Source organism: Xanthomonas sp. SHU 199, assembly GCF_000364665.1.
Taxonomy (GTDB): Bacteria; Pseudomonadota; Gammaproteobacteria; order Xanthomonadales; family Xanthomonadaceae; genus Xanthomonas_A; species Xanthomonas_A sontii.
In genome coordinates this window covers 1-6,643 of the sequence record NZ_AQOI01000629.1, presented here as the reverse complement: position 1 = coordinate 6,643, position 6,643 = coordinate 1, and the positions used below count along the sequence as shown (strand labels likewise).

Below are 6,643 nucleotides of genomic sequence, written 5' to 3'. Positions count from 1 at the left end.
ATCGCGCACCTGCGGCTTGGCCAGCAGCCGCCACTGCGTGCCGCGCGCCGGCAGCCCTTCCATCGCGGCGCGCAGTTCGCGCAGGGTCTGTTCCAGCGCCTGCGCCGGCGCCTGCAGGCTGGCCAGCGCGCCAGCGACATTACGGCTCTCGGCCAGGCAGTCGCGCGCCAGTTCCTGCAGCGGGCGCATGCCGAAACCTTCGCCGAAGAAGTTCGCCGCCAGCTCCGGCAACTGGTGCGCCTCGTCGATCACGAAGGCCTGCGCCCCGGGCAGGATTTCGCCGAAACCTTCCTGCTTCAGCGCTAGGTCGGCCAGCAGCAGGTGGTGGTTGACCACCACCAGGTCGGCCGCCTGCGCGCGTTGCCGCGCCTGCACCACGAAGCATTCGCCCCAGAACGGGCACTCGGTGCCCAGGCAGTTGTCGACGGTGGAGGTAACCAGCGGCAGCAGCGGCGAATCGTCGGCCAGCGCGTCCAGCTCGACGATGTCGCCGAAGCGGGTGCGTCCGCTCCAGGCGACGATGCGCTGGAACTGCGCGACCTGCTCGCGCGCGGTGAAGCGCGGCTCGCCGCGCGCCTGCTGCAGGCGGTACTTGCACAGATAGTTGGCGCGCCCTTTCAGCAGCGCACTGCTCAGGCCCACGCCCAGCGCCGCCCGCACCCGCGGCAGATCGCGGTGGTAGAGCTGATCCTGCAGCGCGCGGGTGCCGGTGGAGACGATGGTCTTCAGCCCCGACAACAGCGCCGGCACCAGATACGCATAGGTCTTGCCGGTGCCGGTGCCGGCCTCGGCCAGCAGCACGTCGCGCTGCTCGAACGCCTCGGCGATCGCCGCGGTCAACCGCAACTGCGCCGGCCGCGGCACGAACGCATCGAGCTGACGCGCAAGCGCCCCGCCTTCGCTGAGGGCTTCGGTGCTTGCGTGAGCTAGCGACATGGGAATGGAGAGTCGGGAATAGGGAATGGTTAGAGCAGCAGCGCTACCCGCTCACTGTGACTGCCGCCGGCAGAACGGGAAGACCGAACGCCGCCAGGGGGACGAGCCGCCAGAAACGCAGTTCTACCCATTCCCCAATCCCGACTCCCCAATCCCCGCCCTCAGTACCTCTTGATCCCCGGCACCGTGCACCCGGCGATCTGGGCGTGCGCCGAGGCGGCGTTTTCCTTCTGCCCGCGGGCCAGGCGCGCCTGTTCGATGGTCGCCCAGTGGCGGCGGCACAGCGGGCCGGTCTGCGAGCCCAGGTCGATGGCGCGCTTGGCGAAGGCTTCGGCCTGGGCGTCGTCCTTCTGCAGCAGCGCCACTTCGGCGCGGTCCTGCAGCAGCGCCGGGTCGTCCGGCACCAGCTTCAGCGCCTGGTCCAGGGCTGCGGCGGCACCGGCCAGGTCGCCGGCGCTGCGCTTGCGCTTGGCGCTCTCGCGCAGATCCTCCACTTCCGGATCGCGCAGCGGCTGCACGCTCAGTTCGGTGTCGTCGGCACCGCCGCTGGCGTCGATCGCGGCGATGCGCTGCGCCGGCGTGGTGGTGTCCACCGGTGCGGCCGGCGGCGGCGGCGGCGGTGCGCTGACGCAGGAGGCGAGCAGCAGGCTGAGGGCGGCGATGGCGGGAAGACGTGGGGTCATGAGCGGTATCCGGGATCCGGGAATCAATGCGCCGGCGGCGGCGCGGCCGCGTCGGCAGGCGGGTCTTTCTTCTTGTCCAGGCCGAACCAGCTGCGCCAGCCGCCGCCCTGGTGTTCGCCCTCGGCGGGCGCGGCCTCTTCCGGCAGCGCCTGCGGCGGCGTGCATGCGGCATACGCCGGCACAAAGCCGACCACGAACGGGAACTGGCGCGCGCCGGGGCAGCTCGGGTCGGTGCTGTTGTACCCCACCGGGTCCATCCACTGCCAGTCGATGCCCTTGCCCTGCACCTGCAGCGGCGCGCTCGGCAGCCGCGAGAAGATGCCCGACCACACCCGCATCGCGCCGGTGGCGCCGTACAGGCCGGTCTGCTTGTTCTGGTCGTTGCCGATCCAGATCACCGCCAGGTGGTCGCCGGTGTAGCCGGCATACCAGCTGTCCACGCCATCGTTGCTGGTACCGGTCTTGCCGGCCGGCGACAGCTTGCCCAGGCCATCGCTGAGCAACTGCCGCGCGGTGCCGTTGCTGACGACCTGCTGCAGCGCCATGCCGACCAGGTTGGCGGCGATGGAGTCGCCTTCCTGCGCCGGCGCCGGGGTCTTGTCGTAGCGCTTGAGCAGCTTGCCCTGCGGATCGAGCACGCCGCGCACCGCATGCAGCGGCTGGATTTCGCCACCGGAGGCGAGGAACTGGTACAGCTGCGCCATCGCGTACGGGCTCTGGTCGGTGGCGCCGAGGATCAGCGAGGGATTGACCTCGGCCTCGATGCCGGCCAGCACCTTCACCAGCTGCGCCACGCGCTCCGGCCCGACCTGCATGCCGATGCGCACCGTGGCCTGGTTGTAGGAGTGCGCCAGCGCATCGACCACGCGCACCGTGCCGTGGCTGCGGCCATCGGAATTGCCGGGGCTCCAGGTGCGGCCGCGGCCCAGTTGCACGGTGACCGGGGTATCGTCGACCCAACTGGCCAGCGAGTAGCGGTCCGGCTGCGCCAGCGCCAACAGGTACACGAACGGCTTGAGCAGCGAGCCGACCTGCCGCTGCGCCTCGATCGCGCGATTGAAACCGGGTTGGGCCACGTCGCGGCTGCCGACCACCGCCAGCACCTCGCCGTTGTGGGTGTCGGTGAGCACCAGGCCGGCCTGCAGCGGCGGGCGCTTCTTGTTGGTTTCCAGCGCGGTGATGGTGCGCGTCACCGCGCCCTCGGCATAGGCCTGCGCCGACGGCGACATGCCGGTGAGCACACTCAGGCCGGCGCCCTGCAGCGCGCTTTCGGGGTAATCGCGCGCCAGCTGGCGCCGCACCAGGTCGACATAGGCGGGGAACCGGTTGGCCGCGACCAGGCCGGGTTCGGCCGGCACGCCCAGCGGCGCGGCCAGCGCCTTGCGGTAGGTCGGCTCGTCGATCAGTTCGCTCTCGCGCAGCTTGCCGAGCACGAAGTTGCGCCGGTCCAGCGCGCGCTCGGGATAGCGCCGCGGGTCGTAGTAGGACGGCCCCTTGACCAGGCCGATCAGCAGCGCCACCTGCTCCGGCGCCAGCGCATCGAGTTCGCGGCCGAACCAGAACTCCGCGCCCGAGGCCACGCCATGCACCGCCTGGCTGCCGCGCTGGCCCAGGTACACCTGGTTCAGATACGCCTCCAGGATGGTGCGCTTGTCGTAGCGCGCCTCCATGATCAGCGCGTACAGGATCTCGTTGAACTTGCGGGTGACGGTCTGTTCCTTGCCGATGCCGAGCAGGCCGCTGCGCGCCAGCTGCTGGGTCAGGGTGCTGGCGCCCTGCCGGCTCTTGCCGCCGGAGCGCACCATCACCCAGGCCGCGCGGACCATGCCGCTGAGGTCGATGCCGTGGTGCGAATTGAAGTCGCGGTCCTCGACCGCCTGCAAGCCGGTGACCAGCAGTTCCGGCACCTCGTCCACGCGCACCAGGCGCCGCTCTTCCTGCTTCTGCCCGTACAGCGTGGCGATGCGCGCCGGATCCAGCCGCGCGGCCTTGAGCGCCTTGCGGGTCTGCGCATCGCGCAGCGCCACCACGCGCCCGCCGGCCAGGCCCACCTCAATGCGCCGCGGCGCGACCCGCCCGTCGACATCGACGTAGCCGCGGCTGGCGATGGTGAAGCGGCTGCCGTCCTGCTGGTAGCTACCAGGGCGCTCGGCACCGGCGTCGGCGCGATAGCTGGCCGCATCCAGTTCGGTCTTCAGCGTCTGCGGATCCATCGCCGTGTCCGGCGCCAGTATCAGCGGCCGCGCGTACACACGGGTGGGAATCTGCCAGCGCAGTTCGCCGAAACGCTGGGTGACCTGTTTGTTCAGATAGACCGTGTACGGAATCAGGAAGCCCAGGCCGAGTGCGGCGGCGGCCAGGCCCCAGGTGAGCAGACGGCGGCGCCATACCGTGGCGGGGCTGTCCAGGGCGTCGTCCTGATCGTCGGTGTCGTGATCGTCGTAGCGTCGGGGCACGGGAATGCGAGAATGTAAATTCCGCCGAGTCTAGCGCAGCCCAGCGGGCAGCGCGGCGCGACGGCCTCTTCGTTTAAGTTGGAGTGGTCCCGGATGTCGATGTCGTGGGCGAATGCGCGCTACGCCCTGAACCGCCTGGCCGGCCTGGTCCGGCGCGGCCTGACCAGCCTGCGCACGCGCGGCTGGCGCAGCACCTGGGAGCGCCTGCGCGTGCATGCGCAACCGCTGCCGCCGCCGCAGCGCGCGCTGTTCGCGGTGCAAGCGGCGCCGTTCGCGCCGTTCGCGCCGTTCGCGGTGCCGAACAGTCCTGCGCCGCTGGTCAGCATCGTGATCCCGGTCTACAACCACGTCGCGCATACCCTCGCCTGCCTGCGCGCGCTGGCCGCGCATCCGCCGGCCGCACCCTGCGAGATCCTGGTGATCGACGACGGCAGCAGCGACGCCACCGCGCAGTGGCTGCCGCAGGTGGTCGGCCTGCACTACCACGTGCGCGAGCAAAACGGTGGCTTCATCGCCACCTGCAACGACGGCGCCGCGCGCGCGCAGGGCCGCTACCTGGTGTTCCTCAACAACGACACGGTGCCGCAGCCGGGCTGGCTGGACGCGTTGCTGGACACGTTCGCGCAGCTGCCGCAGGCCGGTCTGGTCAGCGCGCAACTGCTGTATCCCGACGGCCGCCTGCAGGATGCCGGCGGCGTGGTCTTCGCCGATGGCAGCGCCTGGAGCTACGGCCGCTTCGAGTCGCCCGACGATCCGCGCTACGCCTACCTGCGCGACGTCGACTACGGCAGCGGCGCGGCGCTGGCGATCGAGCGCGCGCGCTTCCTGGCGCTGGGCGGTTTCGACACGCGCTACATGCCGGCCTACTACGAGGACACCGACCTAGCCTTCGCGGTGCGCGCCGCCGGCTTGCGCACGCTGGTGCAGCCGGCCAGCCGCGTGGTGCACGACGAGGGCACCAGCAACGGCACCGACACCGGCAGCGGGATCAAGGCCTACCAGGTGCGCAACCGTGCGGTCTTCGCCAGCAAGTGGGCCGAGGTGTTGGCGCAGCACCTGCAACCCGGCGAGGTACCGGTGCCAGCGCTGCTGCATCGCCGGCAGCGCCAGGTGCTGATCCTGGACGAAGCGCTGCCGCAGCCGGACCGCGATTCCGCCTCGCTGCGCCAGCTCAACCTGATCCGCCTGCTGCTCGAGGAAGGCGCGCACGTGGTGTTCGTGCCCAGCGAGCGCAGCTATGCCAGCCGCCACAGCGAGACCCTGCAACGGCTCGGCGTGGAGGTGTGGTACGCGCCCTACCTGAAGAACCTCACCTGGTTCCTGCAACAGCACGGTGCGCGCTTCCACAGCGTGCTGCTGGTGCGCCACCACGTCGCCCACGCCTGCCTGCCGCTGCTGCGCCGGTTCGCGCCGCAGGCACGGCGCCTGTTCGACACCGTGGACCTGCACTACCTGCGCGAGCGCCGCGGCGCCGAACTGGCCGGCGATGCGCGCCTGCTGCGCGAGGCCGAGCGTACCCGCGCGCGCGAGCTGGAGGTGATGGCGCAGGTCGACGTGACCGTGCTGGTGAGCGCGGTCGAACGCGAACAGTTGCAGCGGGAGGCGCCACAGGTGCGCACGGCGCTGATCTCGAACCTGCACGAGGTCGCCGGCCCCGGCCTGCCGTGGGCGCAGCGCCGCGACCTGGTGTTCGTCGGCGGCTTCCGCCATGCGCCCAACGTAGACGCGGTGCGCTGGTTCCTGCAGGAGGTATTTCCTGCCGTGCGCACGCGTCTGCCGGAGGTGCGCTTCCACTGCATCGGTGCGGACATGCCGGAGGACATCCGCCGCCTCGGCGAGGCCACCGCGGGCGTCGAGTTGCTCGGGCACGTGCCCGACATCGCTGCCTACATGGACGGCATGCGCATCGCCGTGGCGCCGCTACGGTTCGGCGCGGGGGTCAAGGGCAAGGTCAACCTCAGCATGGCCCATGGCCAGCCGGTGGTGGCCACCGCCTGCGCGGTGGAAGGCATGCACCTGCGCGACGGCGAGGACGTGCTGATCGCCGACGACCCCGCCGCGTTCGCCGACGCCATCGCGCAGCTGTACGCCGATCCGGCGCTGTGGCAGCGGCTGGCCGACAACGGCCTGCGCAACATCGAAACCCACTTCTCGCTGGATGCCGCCCGCGCTACGGTGCGCGAGGCGTTCCTGGCCTGAGCCGCGTTGGCGCACCGTCCTCGATCGCGACGGGACTGAAGTCCCTCCCACAATGGTGTTGCGAGCATCGCCGCTATGGCCGGCACCCGGCAGGCGCTGTCGCGCACCCACGTGCGCACTGCAAACCAAGACGCTCGCAGCCCCGGATATACAACCGATCGCCGGAACCTCTCAACACCCCCAGTGGGAGGGACTTCAGTCCCGACGCGCCGCACCATCAGCCTGGGGAAGCTCCCACTTCACTGCGCCCACTAACGCCCCGGACTGAGGCTACGCAAACGGCGCTCGAAGGCGGCCAGCTCCGGGGTCGCCGGATCAATCGCGCGGGCGCGCTGCAACGCCTGCCGCGCGAAGGCGGCATCGCCGCCA

General features: G+C 70.9%; 4 protein-coding genes. 1 reads left to right on the top strand and 3 read right to left on the bottom strand.

The window, feature by feature from the left end; translation table 11 throughout:
- The 3 genes from D183_RS0118190 to mrcB form a co-directional block, all read right to left on the bottom strand.
- The coding region (locus D183_RS0118190; RefSeq protein ID WP_017910254.1) for an ATP-dependent DNA helicase at positions 1–936 on the bottom strand (936 nt) is incomplete at its 3' end.
- Positions 937–1,097: 161 nt separating this feature from the next.
- The gene (locus D183_RS0118185; protein WP_010343249.1) at positions 1,098–1,619 is read right to left on the bottom strand and encodes a tetratricopeptide repeat protein; all 522 of its coding nucleotides are present in this window, start codon (positions 1,617–1,619) and stop codon (positions 1,098–1,100) included.
- Between the two features lie 23 nt (positions 1,620–1,642).
- Complete coding sequence (gene mrcB, locus D183_RS0118180; protein ID WP_017910253.1) at positions 1,643–4,075, bottom strand: penicillin-binding protein 1B; 2,433 nt, start codon at positions 4,073–4,075, stop codon at positions 1,643–1,645.
- A 93-nt stretch (positions 4,076–4,168) separates the two neighbouring features.
- Between mrcB and D183_RS0118175 the strand changes: the two genes are divergently transcribed.
- Positions 4,169–6,274 carry a glycosyltransferase gene (locus D183_RS0118175; RefSeq protein ID WP_017910252.1) on the top strand — a complete coding sequence of 702 codons (2,106 nt, stop codon included), beginning with the start codon at positions 4,169–4,171 and terminating at the stop codon, positions 6,272–6,274.
- Positions 6,275–6,643 lie beyond the last annotated feature (369 nt).